General features: G+C 65.6%; 24 protein-coding genes. 11 read left to right on the top strand and 13 right to left on the bottom strand.

What is annotated here, in order from left to right; genetic code table 11:
• The first annotated feature begins 20 nt into the window (after positions 1-20).
• Together VIM61_11075 and VIM61_11070 are read left to right on the top strand one after the other, a co-directional pair.
• On the top strand, positions 21-1,253 hold the full coding sequence (locus VIM61_11075; protein HEY8900943.1) for an N-acetylmuramoyl-L-alanine amidase: 1,233 nt from the start codon (positions 21-23) through the stop codon (positions 1,251-1,253).
• An 81-nt stretch (positions 1,254-1,334) separates the two neighbouring features.
• Positions 1,335-2,144, top strand: coding sequence for a ParA family protein (locus VIM61_11070; GenBank protein HEY8900942.1), 810 nt, complete (start codon positions 1,335-1,337; stop codon positions 2,142-2,144).
• Between the two features lie 48 nt (positions 2,145-2,192).
• On the opposite strand, the gene VIM61_11065 is transcribed toward VIM61_11070, so the two are convergent.
• Complete coding sequence (locus VIM61_11065; protein HEY8900941.1) at positions 2,193-2,564, bottom strand: hypothetical protein; 372 nt, start codon at positions 2,562-2,564, stop codon at positions 2,193-2,195.
• Between the two features lie 207 nt (positions 2,565-2,771).
• On the opposite strand from VIM61_11065, the gene VIM61_11060 reads away from it, so the two are divergent.
• From VIM61_11060 to VIM61_11035, 6 genes are all read left to right on the top strand, one after another.
• Positions 2,772-3,377: a 3'-5' exonuclease gene (locus VIM61_11060; protein ID HEY8900940.1), complete on the top strand. Its 606-nt coding sequence runs from the start codon at positions 2,772-2,774 to the stop codon at positions 3,375-3,377.
• 116 nt (positions 3,378-3,493) lie between these two features.
• Positions 3,494-4,963 (top strand): hypothetical protein, encoded by a 1,470-nt coding sequence (locus VIM61_11055; GenBank protein ID HEY8900939.1) that lies wholly within the window; start codon positions 3,494-3,496, stop codon positions 4,961-4,963.
• A gap of 68 nt (positions 4,964-5,031) precedes the next feature.
• Positions 5,032-5,598: an orotate phosphoribosyltransferase gene (gene pyrE / locus VIM61_11050; GenBank protein HEY8900938.1), complete on the top strand. Its 567-nt coding sequence runs from the start codon at positions 5,032-5,034 to the stop codon at positions 5,596-5,598.
• Between the two features lie 10 nt (positions 5,599-5,608).
• The gene (locus VIM61_11045; GenBank protein HEY8900937.1) at positions 5,609-5,959 is read left to right on the top strand and encodes a lysozyme inhibitor LprI family protein; all 351 of its coding nucleotides are present in this window, start codon (positions 5,609-5,611) and stop codon (positions 5,957-5,959) included.
• A gap of 69 nt (positions 5,960-6,028) precedes the next feature.
• Positions 6,029-6,577 carry a sigma-70 family RNA polymerase sigma factor gene (locus tag VIM61_11040; protein ID HEY8900936.1) on the top strand — a complete coding sequence of 183 codons (549 nt, stop codon included), beginning with the start codon at positions 6,029-6,031 and terminating at the stop codon, positions 6,575-6,577.
• Positions 6,574-8,631: a DUF4349 domain-containing protein gene (locus VIM61_11035; protein ID HEY8900935.1), complete on the top strand. Its 2,058-nt coding sequence runs from the start codon at positions 6,574-6,576 to the stop codon at positions 8,629-8,631. Before VIM61_11040 ends, VIM61_11035 begins: the two co-directional genes overlap by 4 nt.
• A 22-nt stretch (positions 8,632-8,653) precedes the next feature.
• Here the strand turns inward: VIM61_11035 and VIM61_11030 are convergent, their stop codons facing one another.
• Positions 8,654-9,796 (bottom strand): hypothetical protein, encoded by a 1,143-nt coding sequence (locus VIM61_11030; protein ID HEY8900934.1) that lies wholly within the window; start codon positions 9,794-9,796, stop codon positions 8,654-8,656.
• A 48-nt stretch (positions 9,797-9,844) separates the two neighbouring features.
• Here VIM61_11030 and VIM61_11025 point away from each other — a divergent pair, with 48 nt between their 5' ends.
• On the top strand, positions 9,845-10,978 hold the full coding sequence (locus VIM61_11025; GenBank protein ID HEY8900933.1) for a hypothetical protein: 1,134 nt from the start codon (positions 9,845-9,847) through the stop codon (positions 10,976-10,978).
• Here the strand turns inward: VIM61_11025 and VIM61_11020 are convergent.
• The 4 genes from VIM61_11020 to lpxI are packed head-to-tail and all read right to left on the bottom strand — an operon-like array spanning position 10,973 to position 14,396.
• A complete protein-coding gene (locus VIM61_11020) occupies positions 10,973-11,479 on the bottom strand; it encodes an HIT domain-containing protein (GenBank protein HEY8900932.1) in 507 nt (168 codons plus the stop codon). The genes VIM61_11025 and VIM61_11020 overlap by 6 nt on opposite strands.
• Positions 11,476-12,600 (bottom strand): lipid-A-disaccharide synthase, encoded by a 1,125-nt coding sequence (gene lpxB, locus VIM61_11015; protein ID HEY8900931.1) that lies wholly within the window; start codon positions 12,598-12,600, stop codon positions 11,476-11,478. The genes VIM61_11020 and lpxB overlap by 4 nt, the downstream gene beginning before the upstream one ends.
• Positions 12,597-13,583, bottom strand: a complete 987-nt coding sequence (locus VIM61_11010) for a Gfo/Idh/MocA family oxidoreductase (GenBank protein HEY8900930.1) — start codon at positions 13,581-13,583, stop codon at positions 12,597-12,599. The genes lpxB and VIM61_11010 overlap by 4 nt, the downstream gene beginning before the upstream one ends.
• A gap of 3 nt (positions 13,584-13,586) precedes the next feature.
• On the bottom strand, positions 13,587-14,396 hold the full coding sequence (gene lpxI, locus VIM61_11005; GenBank protein HEY8900929.1) for a UDP-2,3-diacylglucosamine diphosphatase LpxI: 810 nt from the start codon (positions 14,394-14,396) through the stop codon (positions 13,587-13,589).
• Positions 14,397-14,447: 51 nt separating this feature from the next.
• On the opposite strand from lpxI, the gene VIM61_11000 reads away from it, so the two are divergent.
• On the top strand, positions 14,448-15,830 hold the full coding sequence (locus tag VIM61_11000; protein HEY8900928.1) for a deoxyribodipyrimidine photo-lyase: 1,383 nt from the start codon (positions 14,448-14,450) through the stop codon (positions 15,828-15,830).
• A 39-nt stretch (positions 15,831-15,869) separates the two neighbouring features.
• On the opposite strand, the gene VIM61_10995 is transcribed toward VIM61_11000, so the two are convergent.
• From VIM61_10995 to serS, 3 genes are read right to left on the bottom strand one after another with little or no spacing between them, the layout of a single operon-like run.
• Complete coding sequence (locus VIM61_10995) at positions 15,870-16,583, bottom strand: hypothetical protein (GenBank protein ID HEY8900927.1); 714 nt, start codon at positions 16,581-16,583, stop codon at positions 15,870-15,872.
• A complete protein-coding gene (gene tilS / locus VIM61_10990; GenBank protein HEY8900926.1) occupies positions 16,580-17,548 on the bottom strand; it encodes a tRNA lysidine(34) synthetase TilS in 969 nt (322 codons plus the stop codon). The genes VIM61_10995 and tilS overlap by 4 nt, the downstream gene beginning before the upstream one ends.
• Complete coding sequence (gene serS / locus VIM61_10985; protein HEY8900925.1) at positions 17,526-18,794, bottom strand: serine--tRNA ligase; 1,269 nt, start codon at positions 18,792-18,794, stop codon at positions 17,526-17,528. The genes tilS and serS overlap by 23 nt, the downstream gene beginning before the upstream one ends.
• Positions 18,795-18,957: 163 nt before the next feature.
• On the opposite strand from serS, the gene VIM61_10980 reads away from it, so the two are divergent.
• Complete coding sequence (locus VIM61_10980; protein HEY8900924.1) at positions 18,958-19,911, top strand: J domain-containing protein; 954 nt, start codon at positions 18,958-18,960, stop codon at positions 19,909-19,911.
• Positions 19,912-20,012: 101 nt separating this feature from the next.
• On the opposite strand, the gene VIM61_10975 is transcribed toward VIM61_10980, so the two are convergent.
• The 4 genes from VIM61_10975 to VIM61_10960 all read right to left on the bottom strand — a co-directional run.
• Entirely contained in the window at positions 20,013-20,555 is a 543-nt protein-coding gene (locus VIM61_10975) for a hypothetical protein (GenBank protein HEY8900923.1), read from the bottom strand.
• A 130-nt stretch (positions 20,556-20,685) separates the two neighbouring features.
• Positions 20,686-21,225, bottom strand: coding sequence for a hypothetical protein (locus VIM61_10970; protein ID HEY8900922.1), 540 nt, complete (start codon positions 21,223-21,225; stop codon positions 20,686-20,688).
• Between the two features lie 274 nt (positions 21,226-21,499).
• Positions 21,500-22,789, bottom strand: a complete 1,290-nt coding sequence (gene sufD / locus VIM61_10965) for a Fe-S cluster assembly protein SufD (GenBank protein HEY8900921.1) — start codon at positions 22,787-22,789, stop codon at positions 21,500-21,502.
• A gap of 37 nt (positions 22,790-22,826) precedes the next feature.
• On the bottom strand, positions 22,827-23,222 hold a 396-nt coding region (locus VIM61_10960; protein ID HEY8900920.1), incomplete at its 5' end, for a SufD family Fe-S cluster assembly protein.

Below are 23,222 nucleotides of genomic sequence, written 5' to 3'. Positions count from 1 at the left end.
TCGGTTACAACCCAAGGGCTTTGAAATTTCATCGCGCCCTCCTCATTCTGGTCTCGCTGACATTTGCCTTCCCGCTGGGAAAGGCTCGCGCGGAGCTCCTCAGCCCGCTCGCGAGCCGGCCGAACTGGGCCTCCCTCGAGAAATATCAGCAGTCGATCACGCGCGAGGATTTCCTCTATCTGCTGAACGCCGTTTACGCGCCCGGCGGCGGCTGGAAGCCGTTCATCACGGTCGGTGATCGCTCCGCCAGCATCCAGACCTCGCTCGGCCAGCCTCCGTTTGTCCTGAATTTCGCGCCGAGCCAGGCTGCCATCCGGCCCGCCTCCCGCTTCTGGCGCCAGCGTTCGCAACTCCCCGCCCGGCCCGCGGCCCGGCCGCTCGCCGGCGTGCGCATCGCGATCGACCCCGGCCACATCGGCGGCGCCTGGGCAAAAATGGAGGAACGCTGGTTCCAGATCGGCAAGACGAAACCCGTCACCGAAGGCGACATGACTCTGCTCGTCGCCCGCCTGCTCGTCCCGCGCCTCCAGGCCCTCGGCGCCACCGTGTATCTCGTCCGCAGCAAGGCCGCGCCCGTCACCCCCGTGCGTCCAGACCGCCTCCGCAAGGTCGCCGCCGCCTCCCTCGCCGAGAAGAACGAGCCCGTCACGCGGGCCGCCGTCACCAAGGAGGCCGAGCGCCTCTTCTACCGCGTCAGCGAGATCAACCACCGCGCCACCCTCGTCAACGAAACCATCCGGCCCGATCTCGTCCTCTGCCTGCACTTCAACGCCGAGGCCTGGGGCGACGAAAATCACCCCACCCTCACCGACAAGAACCACCTGCACCTCCTTGTCAGCGGGTGCTTCGGCGGCAAGGAGCTCGCCTTCGACGACCAGCGCTTCACCATGCTCACGAAGCTCCTCTCCCGCGCCCACCGCGAAGAGCTCGCCATCTCCGAGTCCGTCGGCGCCTCGCTCGCCCGCGTCACCGGCCTCCCCCCCTACCAATACCAGACCTCCAACCAGGCCCTCAAAATCGGCGCCAGCCCCTACGTCTGGGCGCGGAACCTCATGGCGAACCGCGTCTACCAATGCCCCGTCATCTACATCGAGCCCTACGTCATGAACAGCCAGCCCGTCTTCGACCGCATCCAGGCCGGTGATTTCGACGGGCAGGAAGCCGTCGCCGGCAAGATGCAGGCCAGCATCTTCCGCGAATACGCCGACGGCATCGTCCGCGGCCTGAAGAACTACTACTCGTCCACCGATTGATCGCGCCCCGCGGAGAAATCTCGAGAGAAGCCTCTCCCCTCCGCGACATCCGTGCTATCCGTTCAACCCCCGTCCCATTCCATGAAAACCATCGCAGTCGCCAACCAGAAAGGCGGCGTAGGCAAGACCACCACCTCCGTGAACCTCGCGGCCGGGCTCGCCGCCGCCGGCCAGCGCATTCTCCTCGTCGATCTCGACCCGCAGGGCAACGCCACCAGCGCCATGCTCACCGGCGAGGAAACCGCCGAACGCCGCAGCCTCTACCACACCATCGTCGGCGACGTCCCCGCCCCCGAGCTCGTCCACGCCACCCGCTTCGAGAACCTCTCCACCATCCCCGCCACCCTCGAGATGGCCGGCGCCGAGGCCGAGGTCGCCCGCCTTGACGACCACAACAAGCAGATCCGCAAGGCCCTCGCCGCCATCCGCGACGAGAACAAATTCGACTACGCCATCCTCGACTGCCCCCCCTCCCTCGGCGTCCTCATGACGAACGCCCTCGTCGCCGCCGACGAGCTCCTCGTCCCCATCCAGTGCGAATACTACGCCCTCGAGGGCCTCGGCCTCCTCATGCAGGTCATGAACCTCCTCCGCAACGGCGGCGACAACCCCGACCTCACCATCTCCGGCCTCGTCCTCACGATGTTCGACAGCCGCACGAACCTCAACCAGGCCGTCGTCCGCGACGTCCGCGAGCACTTTCAAGAGGTCGTCTTCGACACCGTCATCCCCCGCAGCATCCGCTTCGGCGAGGCCCCGAGCTTCGGCCGCACCATCTTCGAGCACGACCCCGCCGGCGGCGGCGCCCAGGCCTACACCGCCCTCGCCGAGGAATTCGTCAAACGCCAGCAAGCCAACATCCGCTTCATCCCGCCCTCCGTGGCGGGGTAGGAAAACACCCCGCAGCCGCTTCGCTGGGCGAAGCGCCACCGGAGCCACTTAAGCGGCGGCCTTGTGCGTGATGCGCCGGACATGCGCATATGAAACGAGATGGACGAACCCCTGGTCATCCTCGATCACCAGCGCGGACTTCGCCGCCATGGCGTGGTCCGGAGTGGGAATCGACCACGCGAGATCTTCCGCCACCTCCACCGCAAACGGCTCGAACGGCATCGCGTGCAATAATCTTTGAATCTGCTCCCGCATTTCCGATTCCTCCGGGAAACGTTTAGCACAATGCCTGTTCCTCGCCCACCGGGATTCTGCTGCTGTTTCAGGATCAATCTTCGACGCAGGTTGCGGCTTGATCTGGCAGCGCGTTTGCCGATTTTGCAGATCATGGCCAGTCGTTTTAAAAGCCGAGCCAGCCATGACAAATTTCGGTCACGTCGAAGGCATTTTCGCGATCAACCCGGGGGCGACATGATCCGCGGCACCATTCCCACCACGTATTCCCCGCCCGCACCGAAAACGCCCGCGCCGACTCCCTAGCCGGCGCACCTCGTTCTGGGAGGAAAGTCCTCCCGGGCGCGGCATTTCCAGCTTCCCCAGGCGGCCGTTTCAGGGATTCTCCGGGCCATGAGCCATCGGCCAAGACCCGTCGCCCCGACCAAGGCCGAAAGCGCCCACCTGCCGCCGTTCCCGGGGCTGACCCTCAACCGCATCTTCGTGCCGGCCAGCGCGGCGGAATTTGCCGCCGCCACGGCCAGGATCTCCGAGGCGGGCGTCGCGGGGTTCGACACCGAGTCGCGCCCGACCTTCCGCGTCGGCGAAAAGAGCACCGGCCCGCACACCGTCCAGTTCGCCCTCTCCGACTGCGCCTACATCTTCCAGCTCCACCGGCCCGAGTCCCGCCCCGCGGTGATCGAGCTGCTCGAATCCGAGCGCGTCCAGAAGGTCGGCTTTGGGCTGAAGTCGGACCACACGCAGATCCTCGCCAAGCTCGGCGTGCGGCCGAGGGGCGTGCTCGATCTCGACCAGATCTTCCGCAAACGAGGCTACCGCGGGCAGATCGGCGTGCGCGGGGCCGTCGCCGTGCTGCTGCACCAGCGCTTTGCGAAGTCCAAGAGCACGACGACGTCGAACTGGTCGCAGCCCCGCCTCACCCCCGGTCAGCTCCTCTACGCGGCGAACGATGCCTACGCGGCCCTCAAGATTCACGAAGCGCTCGAGCGGCAGGGCTAGCGGAAAACCCACCTTTCCGGCCGCCACTCGATCCTCGATCGTGACATTTCTGTTGGCCTGCCCTAGGAAGGAATGTCGACCGGATTCCCCCACCCTTTCCCAACGATCTGCCTTCCGTGAAACTTGCCCTCCCCTCCGTTTTCATCCCCGTCGTTGTGGCCGTGCTGGGATCGACCGGCATTTTTCCGGCCCATGCGGCCGATCCGTCGCCAGCCGCCGCGAGCTTTCGCGTGATCGCCGCCACGGAGTCGAGGCCTTACTTCTCGAGCTACCCGCCCAAATCCGGGGTGGACGACATTTATGCGTCGATGTCAGCCGACGGCGCGGTGCTGATCGGTAACGCCCGCCTCTGGAGTTACGGCCTCGTTTCCACCAGCGCGCAGGACGCCGCGGTGAAGGCTTTTCGGCGAATCGGGGACACCCGGGAGGAACTCGGTGCCCTCAAGGGCGCCAGCACCGGGAGCAGCACGGCTCGCGGCCTTTCCGGTAACGGAGACGTCATTGTCGGCGAAGCGGGCGCGACGTTCGGTGCTCCGGACGCCGTGATGGAGGCGTTTCGCTGGACGGCGGCCGGTGGCATGCAGCGCCTCTTCCCGACCGCCCAAGTTTACAGCGCGGCGACGGGCGTTTCGAGCGATGGCATGGTCATCACGGGAAGCTACCTGGCGCCCGGGAGCCAGTTCCCCCGGGCGTTTCGATGGACGGCGGCCGGCGCAATCCCGCTCTCCCCGCTGCCAGGCGAATTGTCCTCCTTTGGCTCCTGCATCTCGGCGGATGGGAGCACGATCGCCGGCACCAGTCGGAGCACGGGAAGAGATCACGCCTGCCAATGGACGGTCGACGGCTCGGTGGTCGCCCTCGATCCAAGCATCTCCCGATCCCCGAGTGTGCCCACGGCCATTTCCGCCGACGGCTCGGTGATCGTCGGGAGCGCGATTCTCGATGGAGGAAATTGTGCGTTCCGCTGGACGGCCGCGGAGGGCATTCAACGTCTCGGGAAGGCGCGGCCCAGCATTGCCGCCGCCGTATCCGCCGATGGTTCCGTCGTGGTGGGCTCTTCGCCGGCCGGCGCCTTCCGCTGGGACGCCGTCCATGGAATGCAATCGCTCGCCGATCTCCTCACCGCCGCGGGAGTGGACCTTGGCGATGTCGCTCTCGAGCAAGCGCTCGCCATCAGCGCCGACGGCACCACGATCCTCGGCCGCGGGACCATGAACGTGCCTCACATTCCGGACTATCGTCCTCCCACGGCGACGTGGATCGCCTATCTGCCCGTGGTTCCCGAGATCCCCGCGGCCACTCCCGAGCCCACGCCGGAAGCAACGCCCTCCGCGGAGGCGCCGCCCTTGCTTGGAGCGATCAAGGCGACCCTTCGCAACTCGCGCGTGATCGTCACCGGAACCGCCAGCGGGGCTATCTCTCGCATTCTGTTCCGCGTCGACGGCAACCGTTACCGTCAGGCCGACGGCACGACGTCCTGGCGCTTCGTGGTTCCGCAGCGAGGCGGCCGAAAGGTGGCGACCGTGATCGCGACCGGCCCGGGCGGACGTTCCGAGGCCGCCACGGTGACACTTCCGCGAAAATAATCCCGTTCCGCTCTCGACGCGACTTTCCTCGTTTCCTGCGTTCCTCCTTCGCCCTAGCCTCTGGGCGTATGAACGACGTCCTCGATCTCTTCCGCCAGACCGGTGCGCTGCTGCACGGCCATTTCGTCCTGCGCAGCGGATTGCACAGCCGCGAGTTTTTCCAGTGCGCGATCCTGCTGCAGCACGCGCGCATCGCCGCCGAGGTGTGCGGCCATCTTGCCGACAAGCTCCGGCCGTTTGCGGAGGGCACGGTCGTCGTCTCGCCGGCGGTGGGCGGCATCGTCGTGGGGCAGGAAGTCGCCCGCCATCTCGATACGCGCCACGTCTTCGTCGAGAAGGACGGCCAGGGCGGCCTCGTGATGCGCCGCTTTGCGATCGAGCCGGGCGCGAAATACCTCGTGGCCGAGGATGTCGTCACGCGCGGCGGCCGCGTGCAGGAGACGATCGACATCATCCGCGCCGCGGGCGGCATCGTCGTCGCGGCCGGGAGCATCGTGGACCGCTCCGGCGGCCAGCTTCCCGACTTCGGCTGCCCGTTCGTCTCGCTCGTGCAAATGACGCCCGCGACCTTCGAGGCCGACGCCCTCCCGCCTGACCTCGCGGCCATTCCCGCCGTGAAACCCGGCAGCAAATAGACCGCTCCCGATGAGACCGCTCCTCGCGCTGTGGCTGATGCTGGCCGCCACGCCGCTTCTCGCCCAGACCCAGTCGGAAATGAACCAGCAGGCCGCGGAGGATCTTGCGAAAGCGAATCGGAAGCTGAACGCGGTCTATGCCGAGGTGCGGGCCACGCTCGACGCCGAAGCGCAGGCCAAGCTCAAGGTCGCGCAGCGGGCGTGGCTCGCCTTCCGCGATGCCGAGGCGGATTTCCAGGGCGACGCGGGCGCGCGCGGCGGCACGATGCAGCCGCTGATCGTCAACGAAGTGCGCCAGCGGCTCACCGAGACGCGCACGAAGGATTTGCAGGCCCTCCTCGACCAACAGGCCGAGCACTGACCCGCCGCGCCGAAAAAAAATTCGCGCGCGTTGGGCGGTTCGTGCGTCAACCCGGGGAAGACCTTTCGCATGGACCCCGACCTTCGCGCCCAAACCGCCGCCGCCCTCGCCGGGGATCCCGACGCCTTCGAGGCGCTCATCCGCCGCCACGGCCGCACGCTCTATGCGGTCGCCTATTCGCTGTTGCACGACTCGTCCGAGGCGGAAGACGTGGTGCAGGAGACCTTCCTGAAAGCGTGGCAAACCCGCCACCGCCCCGCCGATCCCGGGAAACTCCCGGCCTGGCTCGCCACGCTCGCCCGCAACCGCGCCCGCGACATCCTTCGCCGCCGCCGTGGCCAGCCCCTCCCCGCCGAGGAGGAACTCCCTGCAGACCCCGCCGCGCCTCCCGGCACGGAGCTCGACACCGCCTTCTCCGCCACCGCCCTGCGCGCCGCCCTGGCGAAACTGCCCGACCACCACCGCGAGGCCCTCACCCTCCGCTACCTCGATGGTCTCGAATGCCGCGCCGTCGAGCACCTCATGGGCCTCTCGAATGGCGCGCTCCGCGGCATCCTCGGCCGCGCGCTCGGGACGCTCCGCCGCACCCTGCCACCCTCCGTCCGCCCCACGCCATGAAGGACTTCGCCGCCACCTCCGCCGCCTATCTCCACGACGACCTGCCGCCCGCCGAGCGGGCCGCCTTCGAAGCCGCGCTCGCCGCCGATCCCCGGCTCCGCGCCGACCACACCCACCTCGCCGCCATGCATAATCACCTCACCGACCACCTCGCGGCCGCCCGGCCCTCCGGCGACTTCGAGTCTCGCCTCGTCCGCAACTTCCGCCAGCACCGCGCGGAATCCACCCCGGCCCGCGGATTCTCGACCCGTCTCGCCGCGTGGCTGCGCCTCCCGGCGATCTACATTCCGGCCACGGCCGCCGTGCTGGTCGCGCTGGTGCAAACCGGCGCCCTGCTCACCGGCGAGCGCGATTCCCAGCTGCACACCGCCACAAACTCCCGGGTCGGGAAAGACCGCGAGATCGACACCCGCGGGTGGGCCTCCCTCGCCGATGAAGCCGCCCCGTCGGCTCCCGTTGTGACCGCCGGGGAAGCGCGTCGCCCCGGGGCGTCCGGAGAGTCTCCGACGAGCAGCACCGGGATCGATGGCGTATCCTCGCCATCGACTCTCCTGGCGGGCGCTCAGACTGCCCTCCGCGAGCAAGCGGGGGGATCCACCCGCCGGAAAGAGGTGCCGGCACAGGCCGATCCAGAATCCCGGAATGAAACCTCGAAGCTCCCCGTGGGCGCGTCTCTCCCGAGTGAGCCATCCGCAGGGTCCCCAGCCCCGCCCGTGGGAGCCGTCGACGCGCGCAAGCTCATCCGCAATGCGGACGTCGATCTCGAAGTCGCCGCGTTCGCTCCGGCGGCGCAGGGTCTCATCGACCTCGCCCGCCAGTCCGGCGGATATCTCGAGACGCGCGATTCGACCCGCCTCCCCAATGGCAAGACCCGCGGCGTGCTCGTCGTGAAAATTCCGCCAGCCGCGCTCGATGGGTTCGTGTCCAGTCTCCGTTCGCTCGGCGAGGTCCGCCACCAGTCCCTCGGCACGCAGGACGTCACGAAGGACTACTTCGACAGCGACGCTCGCCTGCGGAATGCCCGCAAGATGGAGGAGCGCCTGCTCGAACTCCTCCGCACCACCAAGGGCAAGGTCTCCGAGCTGCTCGCCGTCGAGCGCGAACTGGCGCGGGTGCGCGGGCAGATCGAGGAGCTCCAGGGCCAGCTGAAGCTCTGGGACAGCCTCGTCGCCTACGCCACCGTCACCATTCGCCTCGCCGAGAAGGATCTCGAGCAGGCTGCGAAATACCTCCTTCGCGAGCAAGCCACCGTCGCGCTCGCCAGCGTCGACGTGCCGCGCACCTATGAGGAAGCCCGCACCGCCGCCGACAAGGCCGGCGCGCAGATCCTCGAGTCGAGCCTTTCCGTGGATGGCCAGCAGCGGGCCAGCGCCCTCCTCCGGGTGCTCCTCGCGCCCGATCGGGCGGATGCCTTCCTCGCGCAGATCAGGACGCTCGGTCGTCCGCTCGATTTCCGTCGCGAGACCGAGCGTGTCGCCCGCGACGGCCATGCCGATTCGCCCGACGCCCGCACCGAGCGCGACCGCGTGCAGGTCACGGTCACCATCGCCTCACAGGACGAGACGCCCGCCCAGCGCACACAGCTCCGCATCGAGACCGACACCGTGGAAGCCAAGACCCGCGACCTGCGCACCTACGCCGCTCAGCACGGCATCGAGATCAAGGACTCCGCCTTCGAGCAATCTCCCGACGGACGCCAGACCGCCCGCCTTCGCCTCGCGTTCCCGCTCGCCAACTATCCCGAGACGCTCGCCCGCGTGCAGTCCGCCGGCACCACCCGCGACCTCTCCGTTCAGCGCAACGACACCGGCCAGCCCGGCGCCGTCAGCGATCGCGCGGAAATCTCGGTCGTCCTCGCCACGCCGCCGAAGCTCGTCGCCGCCGACTCGGGCATGCTTGCCACGCTCCGGCACACCTTCACGCAGGCCTTCGGCGCCGTGATGTGGAGCCTCCGCATGATCGGCGTCTCCCTCGCCTTCCTCCTGCCTTGGGCGGTAGCGGCGGGCATTCTCTTCGCCCTCGTGCGCGTGCTTCTTCGCCGGCGGAATCGCTGACTCCCCGCGGCCGTCCGGAGGGTTAGCCGAGTAGCTCGGCGCAGACCTTCGCCGCGTCGAAATACTTCTCCGCAAACGCCCGCGCCGCTGCCGAGTGCTGCTCGTAATTCGCCGCGACCGTCCCGATCGCCTTCACGGCACCTTCGAGATCATCGAACGCCAGGGCGCCCTGGCCCGCCGGCAGATGCTCGCTCCAGCCCGTGTCCTGCACGACCACCGGCCGCCCGAGTGCGAGATAGCAGGCGCTGCGACAGCTGAACCATCCGCTGCGCGACTTCACGTAGCCATTCTTCGCGATGCTCCACTCGGCCTTCGAGTTCGCGAGGAAGTCGTGATACGTCGCGTAATCGGGCAGGTGCACGTCGGGCTCGATGATCGTCCAGCCGGCCTCGGTGAGCCGCTCGGTGGGGCGGTTCCTGCCGATTCCCTGCCCCATCGCGAGCACGAACTTCTCGCTCGTGTGTCGCGGCAGATCGAAGAAGCGCGCGAACTCGAGATCCTTGTTGCCGTAGGCCTCGCCCTCGAACTCCTGCGGCTTGTAGCTCGCCCAGTTCATCACCGTCGTCCATGCGTCGCGCGCGACGTGATCGTGCGTAACCGGCATCAGATTTTTCCGCCACCATTCGATGGCGATCGGCTGCACCGTGGGCTTCCACGCGATCCCCGCCGTCGGCACCCGGCAGCCCAGCTGGCCCACGTTCAGGCCGAAGGTGTAGTGCTCCTCGTGCGCAAGCACGTGGTCGCGCGTCTTGCCCTCGGCGGTGAGACCGACGTGCGTGAACATCGGATCGCCATCGACGAAAAGTTTGCGCGGCACCGCGGCCGTCACATCTCGCAGCCAGCACGCGCCGGAGACATTGATGAGCGCATCGGCCGTGCGAATGATCTCGTCCGCCGCCGCGCCGGCCGGGCCGTGGTAGGTATCGGTCGCCTCGTTGCGATAGATCCAGCGGTCGCCGAGATCGAACTCGTGCATCACCCGCTCGAGGTAGTTCACGTTGTAGGAACAATCGGCCGACGGCTCCTCCTTGATCGGATCGTAGGCCCAGCATGCAGTATCCTCGAGATACCACACGTCGTGCCCGAGGGCCTGAAAACCGAGCACGTATTGGAGGTAGTCCCAGGTCACGCCGCCGAAGGCGTATTGGCCGATGAGGCCGGTCACCAAAATCCGCATCGCCCCAGCGTAGGCAGGTCCGCTAGAAATTGCCGCGTGAAAATCGTCGTCGCCGTCGGCATCGCCTCGCATCCCATTTCCGCCGCCGGCAACACCTGGAACTCGCTGAACTGGGCGCTCGGCTTCCGCGAACTCGGCTGGGACCTCTGGATCGTCGAGGCCGTCAAAAGCGCCGGCGCCATCGACGAAAACTGGAAACCCGTCCCCTTCGAGGAAAGCGCGAATCTCGCATACTGGCGCGAGATCACGACGCGGTTCGACCTCGCCCCGCAGGCCACATTGCTCGTCGACGACGACGCGGCGAACCTTGCCGAGTTTCGCGACTTTGCGGCGGAAACCGACCTGTTCCTCAATCTCTCCGGCCACTTTCAGAGCGACGCCGTCGAGTTCCCTCGCGCCCTGAAGATCTATCAGGATGGCGACCCGGCATTCACGCAGGTGTGGGTCGAGAGCTACGGCGTGGACATGCATTTCGCGGCGCACGACCGCTTCATCACCGCCGGCCTGCGCCTCGGCCAGCCTGATACCTTCGCGCCCACCTGCGGCATCGAATGGCTGCCGACGTTCCCGCCCGTGGTGCTCAAATACTGGCCCGCCGAGTTCCACGCCACCTTCGACCGCTTCACGAGCGTGGCGCATTGGGAGGGCTACAAGGCCAGCGAGTGGCGCGGCGAATGGTTCAACGGCAAGCGCGAGGAGTTCCAGAAATTCACCGAGGTGCCGCGCTCCATTTCGGGTCCGATCGAACTCGCCACGCATGTCGCCGTCCACGAGGCGGAGCTCGGCCCGTTCCGCGAGGGCGGCTGGCGCTTCGTCGAGGCGGCGCCGATCTGCGCAACGCTCGACGCGTATGGCGCCTACCTTCGCGGCTCATCCGCCGAGTTCAGCATTGCGAAGGGCGGCTATGTGCTCTCGCGCGCGGGCTGGTTCAGCGATCGCGCCGTCTGCTACGCCGCCTCGGGGCGCCCGCTCGTCGCGCAGGACACGGGCGTGGGCGACGCCCTGCCCGTCGGCGCGGGCTTTCATTCGTTTCGCACGCCCGCGGAGGCCGTCGCCGCATGCGAGCGCGTGATCGCGGATTTCCCCGCCCAGCAGCGCGCCGCTCGCGCATTGGCCGAGGAATATTTCGACAGCGCGAAGGTCATCTCGCGCCTGCTGGACCGGTTATAGTCCCGTCTGCGCCTCCACGAGCGCGCGATAAACCCGGTCGAGCGCATCGGGCAGGATGCGGGTGCCCCCGATGACGGGCATGAAATTCGAGTCGCCCTCCCAGCGCGGGACGATGTGAAAATGAATGTGCTCCGCGCAGCCCGCGCCCCCGGCCGAGCCAAGATTCACGCCGACGTTGAACCCCTGGGCCTTCACCACAAGCTTCAGCAACCGCTGCGCGTGCAGGCACAGCTCCCAGATCTCGCGCGATTCGTCCTCGGTAAGCTCGTCCATGCCCGCCACCTTCCGGTAGGGCACGGCCATCAGGTGACCGCTCGCGTAGGGGTAGCGATTGAGCATGAGGAAACTCGTCTTGCGCCGCGTCACCACCTGGTGCTCCGCATCATCGGTTGCATTCGCCGCCTCGAGCAGGAAATCGCGAGGCGCATCGGGCGAGCGTTGGAAATATTCCACGCGCCACGGCGACCACAGCGATTCGAGATGATCCTTCGGAAAGCTCATGTCGTGACTTTACCGAGTTCGCCGAGAACGGCCAGCGCCGCGCGTTCGGCCGCGCGCTCGCCATGCAAAGTCGCCACCACCGCGGACAATTCGTCGGAGAGTCGAGCCCGCGCCGCCTCGTCGTTGAGGAGTCGCAACGCCTCGTCCGCGAGCGCTCCGGGCGAGGCCGCGTGCTGGATGAATTCCCGGACGACCGTGCGCCCGGCGAGGATGTTCACGATCCCGAGATGCTTCACCTTCACGAGGCGCAAACCGACTTCGTAGGTGAGCCAGGCCGTCCTGTAGACGAGCGCGTAGGGCAGACCGAAACACGCGGCCTCGAGCGTCGCCGTGCCCGAGCAGACGATGCCCACGCCGGCGCGCTGCATCAGCTCGTGCGCGCCACCGGCGTGAATCACGATCGGCGCGTCGCCAGCCATGCCGCGCATGATTTCCGCATGGGCTTCGGTCGCGGCCGCCGCCTCGAACCGCACATCGGGCCGCGAGTTCGCAACCGCCCGGGCCGCGCCGACCATCGCCGGAAAGATGCGATTCACCTCGCGCTCGCGACTTCCGGGAAAGAGCCCGAGCAGCAGAGGATCCCGCGCGGCCGGCACGCGATCCCGCGCCATTTGCTCGACGATGGGATGGCCGACGAATTCCGTGCGCAGGCCGGATTGTTCGTAGAGCGGCTTCTCAAACGGAAAGATGCACAGCATCAGGTCGAGCCACTTAGCCATCTTCGGAATGCGGCCGCGGTTCCAGGCCCAGACCTGCGGGCTCACGTAGAAAAGAATCTTCAAGCCGGGCTGTCGCGCCCGCAGCGCCTTCGCAAGTCGCAGATTGAAGCCGGGATAATCGACGAGCAGCACGGCGTCGGGCTTGATCCGCGCAATGTCCGCCAGCATGCGGTCGAACTTGCCCTTGAAGTAGCCGTAGTTCTTCAGCACATCCCACAGGCCCAGCACGCCGGCCTCGGCAATCCACTCGTCGAACGGCTCCGCTGCTAGTGCCTGCATCTTCGGACCGCCCGCGCCGACGAACTCCACCTCCGCATCGAGCGCCTGCACGGCGCGCATGACCTCGGCCGAGCGGGCGTCGCCACTCGCCTCGCCGGCAACAATCCAGACGCGCTTCTTCACTGCGGGCGCAGCAGGTTCAGCAGCCCCGGCAGCTTCACGTCGGGCCGCTCGATCCCCTTGCGGGGGTCCGCCGCCTCGATCTGCCGCGTGATCTCGAGCGCGATGTCGAGCGCGTCGGCCGCGGCCTGGCCGGAGACCTTCGGCTGCAGGCCGTCTCGCGCACAGGCGAGGAAGGATTCCAGTTCGTTGCGCAGCGGCTCACCTTTGACGACCTCGACGCCCTCGCGAACGATCTTCCCGTCCACGACGCGATACATCACGCCGTCCTGTTTCTGGTAATCGAGCGAAAGATACGCGTCCTCCTGAAACACCCGAATCTTGCGGAGCTTGTCCATGCTGATGCGACTGGCCGTGACGTTCGCCACGCAGCCGTTCTCGAATCGAAAGCGCACGTTCGCGATGTCCTCTCCCTTGCTCAGCACCGAAACGCCCACGGGGTCCATGCTCACGATCGGCGAGCGCACGAGGTGCAGGATGATCTCGATGTCGTGGATCATCACGTCGAGCACGACCCCGACATCCATGCTGCGATTCGGATACGGCGAGAGCCGCGTGACCTCGAGAAAGCGCGGATTCCTGAGCTTTGCCTCGAGCGCCTGGAGCGCGGGATTGAAGCGCTCGATGTGGCCGACCTGCAGCACGCAGCCGCGCTCCTTCGCGAGCTCCGAAAGCGCGCGCGCGTGCTCGGGCTTGTCGGCGATTGGCTTCTCGACGAGGAGGTGCCTGCCGCGCTCGAGCAGCAGCTTGCCGATCTCGTAATGCGTGACCGTCGGCGTGCAAACCGTCGCGGCGTCCACGAGGTCGGCAAACTCCTCGAGCGTGCGCGCCACGGGCACGCGAAATTTTTTCCCGGCGGCCTCGGCGGCGGCGGTATTCGCATCGTAGACGGCCGCGAGTTCGCAGCCCTCCAGTTCCGAATACACCCGCACATGGTTCATGCCCATGCTGCCCGTGCCGACGACCCCCGCTTTGACGATCCTCATAAATTACACTCCGTAAATGGTGAGCCGCTTCTCATCGGCAAGCCGGCAAAGGCGCTCGCGATCGAGCAACAGCACGCGGTCCTTCTCGACGACGATGCCGCGCAGCCCGGCGGAAGCTGCGCGCTCCAGCGTCTGGTCGCCAACCACCGGCACGTCGAAACGCATGTCCTGCCCCGGCTTGGATACCTTCACGACCAGCCCGCCGCCGCGGCCAAGCCGGCCGCCTCGCTCGATGGCCTCATTCGTGCCCTCGAAGGCCTCGACGGCGAGCACGGTGCCGTTCTTCACGACGACCGTCTGCCCAATGTCGAGCCGGCTTGTCTCCTTCGCGATCCGCAGGCCGAACGCTGCGTCCTCGATCTCGCGCGCCTTGAGCTTCGGCCCGGCAATGTGGCCGTCGGACGCAAGCTGGTCCTCGAGAAACGTCGTCGCCGGCAGCAGCTCGATGCCGATCTTCGCGAGCGCGTCGGCAATGGCGCCGAACAGCGTCTCGGCATTGCGCTCCTTGATCGTCGCGAGGAGCATCAGCGCCTTCACGTCGGGGCGCAGGTCGAAAAGATTCTTCGGCGCGATCTGTCCCGCCATCATCGCATGCGCGGCGCCGGATTTCTTCGCGGCATCGAGCATTCTGCCGAGCTGCCCCACACGCATCCACGCGACATCGTCCGCAAGGGCCGTCGTCTCCGGGCTGGTTTCGTTCTCGAAGGCCGCCACGGCGATGCGGGCCACGCCAGCCTTGCGCGCCGCGCGAACGACGAGTTCCGGGTAGCGGCCGCTGCCGGCAATGAGGAAGAGGGTCTCGGGAGTGTCCAAAACGAAGCCCCATTCGTATCAATCCCGAACGCAAACACCCAAATCCAAAATTTGAAACTCGTCATCCACTGGTTCCGCCGCGACCTGCGCGTCACGGACAACACCGCCCTCGCCGCCGCCGCTCGCGACGCCGAAAGCGTGCTCCCGGTTTACATTCAGAGCCCTTGGAAAGGCTCGCACCGCTGGACCGGCCCGCACCGGCAGGAGTTTCTCTGCGGTTCGCTCGCCGCGCTGGATGGCAACCTTCGCGCCATCGGGAGCCGGCTGATCGTTCGCCGGGGCGACGCCGTGGAAGAGCTGACGAAGCTCGCGCACGAGGTGAAAGCAGAGGCGATCTACTTCAACCGCGATCCCGATCCCTTCGGTCGCGCCACCGAGGAACGCCTCGCCAGCGCCGGCCTCGAGACGCGCGGCTTTCAGGACATCTGCATTCACGAGGGCGACGAGGTGCTCACGGGCAAGGGCGAACCGTTTCGCGTCTTCACACCGTATTCCAAGGCGTGGCTCAAGCTGCCAAAACCCGCCGCCTCCGGCCGACTGCGCAAACTCACGACACCGGCACATCCGACATCCGGCGAGCCGCCGAAACTGGAGGACTGGAGCCTCGAATCCTCGGGAACCATCATCGAACCCGGCGAGCGGGCCGCCCGCGAACGCCTCACGCGTTTTCTCGCCGGCCCGATTACCCGCTACGCACAGGACCGTGACCTCCCCGCCGGCCAGACCTCCTCGCGGCTCTCCCAGGACCTGCGCTACGGCCTGCTCTCCATCCGCGAAGTCTTCGCACGTTGCGAAGCCCGGGCCGCCGAGCTCCCCGCAGCCGCTCGCAAAAGCGTGCACACCTTCGTCAACGAGCTCATCTGGCGCGAGTTCTACGTGCAGATCCTCTGGCACTGGCCCGAGGTGCTCGAGCAGGATTTCAGCCCGAAGTTCCGCCGCATGCGCTGGACCGGCGACGAACGACACTTCGCCCGCTGGCGGGACGGGGAAACCGGCTTCCCGATCGTCGACGCCGCCATGCGCCAGCTCGCGCAGACCGGATTCATGCCAAACCGCGTCCGCATGATCGTCGCGATGTTTCTCACGAAGGACCTCCAGCTCCACTGGCGGCTCGGCGAGCAATACTTCATGCAGCAGCTCACCGACGGCGAGATCGCCAGCAACAACGGCGGCTGGCAATGGAGCGCAGGCACCGGCGCCGATGCGGCACCCTACTTTCGCATCCAGAATCCCTGGACGCAGTCCGCCCGCTTCGACGCAGAGGGCCGCTACATCAAAGAATGGCTGCCCGAGCTGCGCGACGTGCCGCCGGAGAGGCTCTCGCGCCCACCGACCGATGGTCGCGCCCTGGCAAAGGGCTATCCGCTGCCGATGGTCGACCACGCCGAGGCGCGGGAAAAGACGCTCGCAATGTTCAACAACACGCCCGAGTGACGGGAGCCGCCTCGGAGCGACCGTGACGACACGGCCGGGTCAGGTGAATGCCGGCGGCAAGTCGGCCGGGGGAGGCGCACCCTTCCGCTCGGCAAGCGTGGTGATGATGAGCACCCAAAAGATCTGAATGGTGACGGCGGTCGGCAACTGCAGCGCCGACGGCATGAAGTAAACGAGACTCACGCCCGGAATCCACACACACCAACCCGCCACCACGATCGGAAAAATTCGATCGAAAACGAAATCCCCCGTGAACATCCGCCGGAAGGCATCGCCCCGGAATCCCGCATCGCGCCAGAAGAGCCAGCCCACGATCACCGGCGCGCTGAAAAACGGCGAATAAAGGAACTGATCGACCGCCATCTTGCAGAGGATGGTGCCGAGATCGCTGCCCGCACCGAACCAGACGACCTGCAGCCGATACAGGAGATCGACGGACATCCCGAGCAATCCCCACATCGGCGCCGCTGTCAGGAAATTTGCCAGATTCCGCGCCATCGGCCGGCCGCGCTGGAAGAAGACAATCCGCATCAGCTCTGGCAGCAGCGCCGCCACGATGACATATGAAACAAAGGCGAAGACATAGCCCGAGCGCTGCTTGAACTCCGCCACGTGCCCGAGGAACTCCCGCGTGCCGTCGTTCCAGAAATAGAGCGCCAGAAAAACGAGCATCAGCGCCCACAGCACGAGCCCGGGCAGAAAATTCTCGCGCGCCGCTTCCGCTGCTCGCCGCAAGGCCCCGCGAAACTTCATCTCGGCTCCAGAAAGATTTCCCCCTGTCGCCGGCGGGCGTGGCGTCCGCCGGGGAGATTGATTTTTGCCGGCCCGGCGGGATCGAGCAACGTGAGCACCCGCTCCGTTTCGGCGAATCCCACATCCGCTACGCCCGCGGCGTCCAGCCACGCCCGAACTACGCGGCGGCGCAGCGCGAGCGGCGCGGCAGCAAGGTCGCGCACGGTCAGGTCGCCCGAAACATCGACGCGTTCCACCTCCCCGCGCATCCAGTCTTCCTCGACCGCCAGGATCTCTGCCGCCCGCAGGATCGCGTCGGAAAACGACGGCCCAAATTCCTCCGCCAGCGCGGGCAGGATGCGGATGCGCAGACGGTTCCGCGTATGCTCCGGGCTTCGGTTGCTCGCGTCCTCACGCCAGCGAATCCGGCGGGAGGAGAGAAACGCGTCGATCGCCGCCCGGCGAATTTTCAGCATCGGTCGACGCACATGCAACCTCACGGAGCCGAGCTCGAGCGTCGTCTCGACTCGCATTCCGGCCAGCCCGGCGGCGCCGCTGCCGCGCAGGAAATTGAACAGGCACGTCTCGACCTGATCTTCCGCGTGGTGGGCGAGAAACACGTCGCGGCACCGTTCACCCCGCGCCACGCCGGCCAGCAGCACGTGCCGCAGCTCGCGCGCCGCCGTCTCGATCGAAATCCCGCGTTCGGCCGCATAGCCGCGCACATCGGCCCGACCAGACACGCAGCGAAGTCCCAGCTTCGCAGCCAGCCGCTCGACGAACTTCGCATCCGCCCGCGAGACCCGGCCACGCAACTGGTGGTCGAGATGCACCACGGTCAGCTTCTTCCAACCGAGCGCGTGCAGACCATGCAACAGGGCGACGGAATCGCGGCCGCCCGAGACGGCGACGAGCGCGCGCTTTGGGCCGGAAAGCGCCGCCTTCAGATCCGCGAGGAACGGATCACCCGATGCGATCGCTTCCAAAATAGCGATGGAGTGGCTCGGGCAAAAGGATCGAGCCGTCTGGTTGCAGGCCGCTCTCGATGAGCGCGACGTAAAGCCGCGCGAGAGCGGTGCCGGAGCCGTTGAGCGTGTGGCAGAAGCGGTTCTTCCCATCGGCATCCTTGAAGCGCACGTTCATGCGCCGCGCCTGGTAATCGCCGAAATTCGAGCAACTCGAAACCTCGAGGTAGCCCTGCTGCCCGGGCGACCAGACTTCGATGTCGTAGGTCTTCTGCGAGCCAAAGCCGAGGTCGCCGGTGCACAGCTCGATCACGCGATAGTGCAGCCCGAGAAGCTGGAGCACCTTCTCCGCGTCGGCCGTGAGCGCTTCCAGCTCCGCCGCGGAATTCTCCGGCGTCGTGATTTTCACGAGCTCGACCTTGTCGAACTGGTGCAGGCGAATGAGCCCGCGCGTGCCGAGTCCCGCCGCGCCGGCCTCCCGGCGGAAACAGGGCGTGTAGGCCGCATACCGGATCGGCAGGTCGGCGAGCGCCTTGAGTTCCCCATTTTCCAGGTTCGTCACCGGCACTTCCGCGGTCGGCACGAGATAAACATCGTCCTCGCCGCTGTGATAAAGCTGGTCGGCAAATTTCGGCAGCTGCGAGGTGCCGACGAGCATCTCCGGCCGCACGAGAAGCGGCGGAATCACCTCGCGGTAACCGTGTTCGCCAGTGTGAAGATCGAGCAGAAAATTGATGAGCGCGCGCTCGAGCCGTGCCCCCGCGCCGGTGTAGCAAACGAAGCCGCTGCCGCTGATCTTCGTCGCGAGTTCGAAATCGAAGAGGCCAAGCCGCGCGCCGATGGCGACGTGATCCTCGGTGCGCTCCAGCGCGGGTTTCCGCCCCCACTCGCGCACCACGGGATTCGCGTCAGCGTTGGCGCCCGCCGGCACATCCGCAGCGGGGAGATTGGGAATGCCCAGCAGGATGCCGCGCTGTTTCTCGTCCAGCTCCGTGGCGACGCGATTCAACGCATCCATCCGGTCCCCGAAGCTCTTCACCTCGGCCTCGATCGCCGAGGAATCCTCTCCGCGCGACCGCAGCATGCCGATCTCCTTGCTCAGCCGCTTGCGATCCGCGAGCAGCTGCTGGAGCTCGGTTTCGCTCGCGCGGCGATCGCGGTCGCATGCGAGAACGGCGTCGATGTCGGCAGACAAATCCGCCCCGCGGCTGGCGAGGCGCGTTTTGACTTCGTCGGGTTGTTCGCGAATGAGACGGATGTCGAGCATGGGACGGATTAACGGAACGAAAATTCAACCACGGATCGCACGGATCGCACGGATAAAAAGGCGCGGAGGCGCAATCGTAATCTCACGAAGCGGCTCAAGCGCGCTTTTGCCATCCGCTTCATCCGTGTTATCCGTGGTGCCATAACCTGCTATTTCTCACCGCATGGCCGTTCAGTATCGCGATTATTACCAGACCCTCGGCGTGGCGAAGACCGCCAGCCAGGATGAAATCAAGAGCGCTTTCCGCAAACTCGCGCGCAAATTTCATCCCGACACCGCCGCCGACAAGAAGACCGCCGAGGAAAAGTTCAAGGAGGTCAACGAGGCCTACGAAGTGCTCGGCGATCCCGAAAAGCGCCGAAAATACGACGAATTCGGCGCGAACTGGGAACACGGCGCCAGCATGCCGCGCGGTGGATGGTCGCAAGCGGGCGGATTTCCCGGCGGCGCCGGTCGCGGCGGCTTCCGCACCGATGAGGGCGTCGATTTCGAGTTCGGCGGCACGGGCTTCAGCGACTTTTTCGAGCAGATGTTCGGCGCCCGCCGCGGGGGCGGCTTTCGCTCCGGCGGGTTCGATCCCGGCCCGCAGCGCGGCGGCGACATCGAGGCTGACATCCTCGTCACGCTCGAGGAAGCGTTTCATGGCTCAACCCGGCAGATTTCGTTTCGCCGGGGCGATTCTCCGGAAACGCAAACCTACACCGTCAAGATTCCGAAAGGCGTGCGGGAAGGGCAGCGCATCCGCCTCGCCGGGCAGGGCAGCGCCGGCGCAGCCGGCGGAAGCGCAGGCGATCTCTTTCTGCGCATCAAGCTCCAGAAGCACCCGGATTACGACGTGGAAGGCAGCGACCTTTACCGGGAGATCCCGGTTCCCGCATGGAAATGCGTGCTGGGAGGAGAGGCCGAGATCCAAACCCTCAGCGGCCGGGGAAAACTCAAAATTCCCGCGGGCTCTCAGGACGGACAGAAGCTTCGTTTGGGCGGCAAAGGACTTCCCAAGAGTGACGCCTCCTCCGGCGACCTCTTCGTCGTGATTTCGGTGAAATTACCGACCCGGGTCTCCGACAAGCAAAGAGCACTCTGGGAGCAGCTCCGACACGTCGAAGGAAGCGAGTAGAAATCACCCTGCGTGCGCACGTTGCCGCAAGCAATGGAAATTCCAGACAAAAAAAGCGCCGATCTTTCGATCGGCGCTTTGAAGAGAGTTGATCCTTCGTTTTAAGAATTCGGAGGAGGAATGTTACCCACGTTCTTCTGAACGTCAGCGGTGTAGTAAGAGTAAATCTGATCCGTGTTATACGACTTCGAGAAGCCGGCCTTGATCGAGTTATAGATCGCCTGAGAAGTGACCGCAGTCTTGGCCGTCGAAGGCAAACCCTTCAGAATGGTCGTCAGAGCCTTGTTGTAGGTCTTGTCGTTGATATCCAGCTTGAGACCCTTGAAATACCCCTTGATCAGCTGCTTGACGCAGGCATTTACGCTGTCACCAGCACCGACGCCCTTGAGCGATGGCTTCTTCAAAGCCTTGATAAGGGCCTTCGCGTATTTGTCCGCGTTTTTCTTGTTGTCTTTGTCCTTGAGAACCTTGCCATAGTAGCTCGCTGCCGCGTTCGCAGCCTTGAGTCCGGTCTTGGTTCCAATCTTTGCCTGGACCTCGGTTTTAAAGTCGGCGACGGAAACTTCCGCAGCCCGGGCCAGGGGGGAGGTGGCAACCACTGCAAGAGCGATCGCCGCAACGGCTTTGAGCAAATTCGAGTTCATTGCGAGTGTTTGTAAGTAACGTCCATGAACTAGATTTGGCGCGCAGAGTTGTCCAGTAATTAATCGCACGCCAACGCAACGAATTTGTGATTCACACAGATTCGTTGCGTTGGCTTGATTGTGCGAAAACTTACGAAACCGGCTCGGGAAGGCGATTCTTCGTATCAACCGTCATGTAATACGCGAACACTTCGTCCTGACCGACACCTTTGCGGGCCGAGTAGGTTTTGATCGTGTTATAGAGAGCCTGGGATGTGGCGACCGTCTTCTGGGAAAGCGGGAGCGGTTTCACGAGCTTCGTGAAGGCCTTGTTGTATTCCTTGTCGTAGAGGTCGAACGACTTCCCAGAGAAATAGCCGGCGAGCAGGCCCTTCGTGAAGGTGTTCGTCGCGCGGCCCAGCAGGGCGATTTTGACGCGTCCGCCGCGCATGGCCTTGGTCAAAAAGTTGGCGTATTTCGACGCGTATTTTTTGTTCCGCTTATCGCGGAGGGTTTTCTGGAAAAACTTCGCCCCTTTGTTGTAGGCCGCAGAGCCCTTTTTATTTCCCAGCGCGACATTGAGCTGCCCCTTGAATTCGGAGGGTGTGACTTTTGCGGCCACGCCGGCCGGAGCGGCGGCAAGACAGAGGACAACACCTACGAGAAAAGCGGGGAGGAAATAAGTTTTCATCGGGGATTTTTGAACCGAAATCACATTTGCAATAAATGAGCGATAAGGCAATCCCTTTTTGCATATTCCTTGAGAGAGAAACCCATGACAGAGAGAAAGCTCCGCTTTTCCACGAAATCGAGGTCTGAAATCAGGTGGTCATCACGGCACGAACAACCATTTTGCCGATGATTTGGAACGAAACTGTGTCGTCACCCTCCAAGGGCGGAATCCCAAAAAAGAAACGGCCGCGGAAAATCCGCGGCCGTCATGATTGCCAGATTGAGCGAGCGATTCAGGAAATCCCGAATCGCTGGGCGAGCGCGGCGGCGAGTTTCGCGCGAAGGGCTTCGTCCTCGATGCGCTCGAGGAGCGAATTGAAGAAGCCGGCCACGATGAGTCGCCGGCCCTGGTTTTCGGAGATGCCGCGGGCCTGCATGTAGAAGAGTTCGTCGGGGCTCACGCCGCCGCTGGTCGCGCCGTGGGTGCAGCGAACGTCGTCGGTGAGAATTTCCAAACCGGGCATGCCGTGGGCGATGGCGTCCTCGCTGAGCATGAGGTTTTCCATCTTCTGGTAGCCGTCGGTGCGGGCCGCGCCGACGCCGGGGCGGATGAGACCGGCGAAGATGGCCTGTGACTTATCGTCGAGAGCGTTGCGATAGAGGAGGTCGCTGAAGGTGTTCGGCGCGACGTGGTCCTGGAGCGTGCGCTGGTCGATGAAACGGGTGCCGTCCAGCGGATTCATCGAAAGCATGATGCTGCGGGAGCCCTCTCCGGCGAGCCTGCTGAAGGATTCGCCGCGGACGTAGGCGCCGCCGAAGTTCTCGAGCAGCGCCGTGGCGCTCGCGTCACGGCCGACGAGGGTGGAGTTGAGGTGGAATGCGAGGGTATCGCGGCTCCAATCCTGCACGGCGACGTAGGTGAGCTGCGCGCCGCGGGCGAGGTGGAAGTCGTTGATGCCGCAGGCGAAGGCGCGGGCGCCGTCGGCGGATTTGAAGTGGTCGACGACGGTGGCCTTCGCGTTGTCGCCGAGGACGATGAGCGTGTGCGGGAAGACGGAGCTGTTCTCTCCCTCGACCCAGTGGAAAATTTCGATCGGCAGGGCGACCTCGACGTTTTTCGGCACGTAGACGAGCACGCCGCCCGCGAGGCGGGCCTTGTGGAGCTGGGCGTATTTGTGCGAGCCGAGCTCGACGGGCAGCGCCATGAAATACTCGCGGAAGAGCGCTTCGTTTTCCGTTGCGGCCTCGGCGAGCGGCTTGACGATCACGCCTTCCGGAAGGCTGGCGGCCTCGCGGTGAACGAGCGTGTCGTTGCCGAAGATCAGGCGGGCGGCGCAACCCCCGCCGGGGTTCGAATCCAAGCCGCCGAGACCCGTGGAGGCGGTGATGAGCTTGCCTTCGCTCGCGACGGGCGGGGCCGGGACAAACGCGGAGAGGTCGAGCGCCTTGAGGTTGGCGAAACGCCAGGCTTCGTCGCGGCGGGTCGGCGCGGGGGTGGACTCGTATTCCGCCAGGGCGGCGGCTTGTTCGGCCTGGAACCAGGCGGGGAAGGCGCTCGGGGGCGCGACGGTGCTTTCGGGCATTTCGGGTGCGGAAATCATGTGAAGAACGAGGCGGGAATCAGCCGACGCTGCCTTCCATCTCAAGGTCGATGAGGCGCTTGAGCTCGACGGAGTATTCCATGGGGAACTCGCGGACGAGGTCGTTCACGAAGCCGTTGACGGCAAGGCTCATCGCCTGGCCCTCGGTCAGGCCGCGCTGCTGCATGTAGAAAATCTGCTCGGCGCTGACCTTGCTGACGCTGGCCTCGTGCTGGGTGGCGTTCGCGTTGCCGCGGGCGACGATCGCGGGATACGTGTCCGTGCGGCTGTGCGTGTTGATGAGGAGCGCGTCGCACTCGGTGTTGTTCTTGCAGCCCTTGCGGTGCGGCGGGATGTCGACGAGGCCGCGGTAAGTGGCCTGGCCGCTGCCGATGCTGATCGACTTCGAGACGATGTTGCTCGTGGTGTCGTCGGC

Source organism: Chthoniobacterales bacterium (genome assembly GCA_036569045.1).
Classification (GTDB): Bacteria; Verrucomicrobiota; Verrucomicrobiia; order Chthoniobacterales; family JAATET01; genus JAATET01.
The sequence above is the reverse complement of the archived record's forward strand: the minus strand, read 5'-3'. Positions and strand labels throughout refer to the sequence as shown.

Bases quoted from the DNA above. Each gene is read 5' to 3' on its own strand.
- serS (HEY8900925.1), bottom strand. From the start codon at position 18,794: ATGCTCGACATCCGTCTCATTCGCGAACAACCCGACGAAGTCAAAACG.
- VIM61_11020 (HEY8900932.1), bottom strand. From the start codon at position 11,479: ATGAGCTTTCCGAAGGATCATCTCGAATCGCTGTGGTCGCCGTGGCGC.
- VIM61_10980 (HEY8900924.1), top strand. From the start codon at position 18,958: ATGGCCGTTCAGTATCGCGATTATTACCAGACCCTCGGCGTGGCGAAG.
- VIM61_11045 (HEY8900937.1), top strand. From the start codon at position 5,609: ATGAGACCGCTCCTCGCGCTGTGGCTGATGCTGGCCGCCACGCCGCTT.
- VIM61_11065 (HEY8900941.1), bottom strand. From the start codon at position 2,564: ATGGCTGGCTCGGCTTTTAAAACGACTGGCCATGATCTGCAAAATCGG.
- VIM61_11060 (HEY8900940.1), top strand. From the start codon at position 2,772: ATGAGCCATCGGCCAAGACCCGTCGCCCCGACCAAGGCCGAAAGCGCC.
- VIM61_11035 (HEY8900935.1), top strand. From the start codon at position 6,574: ATGAAGGACTTCGCCGCCACCTCCGCCGCCTATCTCCACGACGACCTG.
- VIM61_11040 (HEY8900936.1), top strand. From the start codon at position 6,029: ATGGACCCCGACCTTCGCGCCCAAACCGCCGCCGCCCTCGCCGGGGAT.
- pyrE (HEY8900938.1), top strand. From the start codon at position 5,032: ATGAACGACGTCCTCGATCTCTTCCGCCAGACCGGTGCGCTGCTGCAC.
- VIM61_10970 (HEY8900922.1), bottom strand. From the start codon at position 21,225: ATGAAAACTTATTTCCTCCCCGCTTTTCTCGTAGGTGTTGTCCTCTGT.
- VIM61_10995 (HEY8900927.1), bottom strand. From the start codon at position 16,583: ATGAAGTTTCGCGGGGCCTTGCGGCGAGCAGCGGAAGCGGCGCGCGAG.
- sufD (HEY8900921.1), bottom strand. From the start codon at position 22,789: ATGCCCGAAAGCACCGTCGCGCCCCCGAGCGCCTTCCCCGCCTGGTTC.
- VIM61_11070 (HEY8900942.1), top strand. From the start codon at position 1,335: ATGAAAACCATCGCAGTCGCCAACCAGAAAGGCGGCGTAGGCAAGACC.
- VIM61_10975 (HEY8900923.1), bottom strand. From the start codon at position 20,555: ATGAACTCGAATTTGCTCAAAGCCGTTGCGGCGATCGCTCTTGCAGTG.
- VIM61_11010 (HEY8900930.1), bottom strand. From the start codon at position 13,583: ATGAGGATCGTCAAAGCGGGGGTCGTCGGCACGGGCAGCATGGGCATG.